This is a genomic window from Pseudomonas sp. S36, assembly GCF_016647875.1.
Taxonomy (GTDB): Bacteria; Pseudomonadota; Gammaproteobacteria; order Pseudomonadales; family Pseudomonadaceae; genus Aquipseudomonas; species Aquipseudomonas parafulva.
Window position 1 is genome coordinate 1 of sequence record NZ_JACVVG010000098.1, and the last position, 879, is coordinate 879.

General features: G+C 57.5%; 1 protein-coding gene. It reads left to right on the top strand.

Annotated elements, in window-relative coordinates; translation table 11 throughout:
* Window positions 1–879: immunoglobulin-like domain-containing protein (locus IAE36_RS23455; RefSeq protein ID WP_201214971.1), on the top strand; the 879-nt coding region annotated here is incomplete at both ends.

An 879-nucleotide genomic window follows, 5' to 3' on the forward strand; every position in this document is an offset into this window, starting at 1 on the left:
AACAACCACGGTGCCCTGACCTTCACCCTGGACGATGGTAAAACCACCATCACCATCCCGGCGAACGGCACCACGGGCTCGGTCACTGTGACTGCACCGGACAACGTCTATGTGGGCGCGAACGATCCGGTGGTCAAATCCATCGCCTCTGTTGCTGGCGCTGACGTTGGCAAGTTCGAGCAACTGACCCTGGATAAAACTCCGGTCAGCACCACTGTGACTGACGAACCAGGTTCGGGCACTCCAGGCACGGGTAACCAGGGCGATCTGGTGCAGGTCACCATCACCGCCGACCAAACTTCGGTTGCCGAGAACGTCAAACCAACCTTCACCGTACAGATCAACACTGCACTGGCGCACGACTTGGTCGTGACCCTGAGCAACAATGCTCAGGTCACCATCAAGGCTGGCCAGACCAGCGTGTCGTACGAGCACGCTGCGCAGGGCGATGACGTTTACAAAGATTCGGGTGAAATCAAACTCGGTATTACCTCAGCTGTAGACATCGACGGTCGCACGTTCGAAAACCTGCAATTGGGTGGCGATGCGTCGGTTAAAGTCACCGACACCATCGACGAAGTGGTCGCCAAGTTGACCGCGACTTCGTCGGTCACTGAAGGCGGCGACATCACCTACACCGTGACGCTGACCAACAAAGACGGTCTGCCAATTAACAACCACGGTGCCCTGACCTTCACCCTGGACGATGGTAAAACCACCATCACCATCCCGGCGAACGGCACCACCGGCTCGGTCACTGTGACCGCACCGGATAACGTTTATGTCGGTGCGAACGATCCGGTGGTTAAATCCATCGCTTCGGTAACGGGCGCTGACGTTGGCAAGTTCGAGCAACTGACCCTGGATAAAACCCCGGTC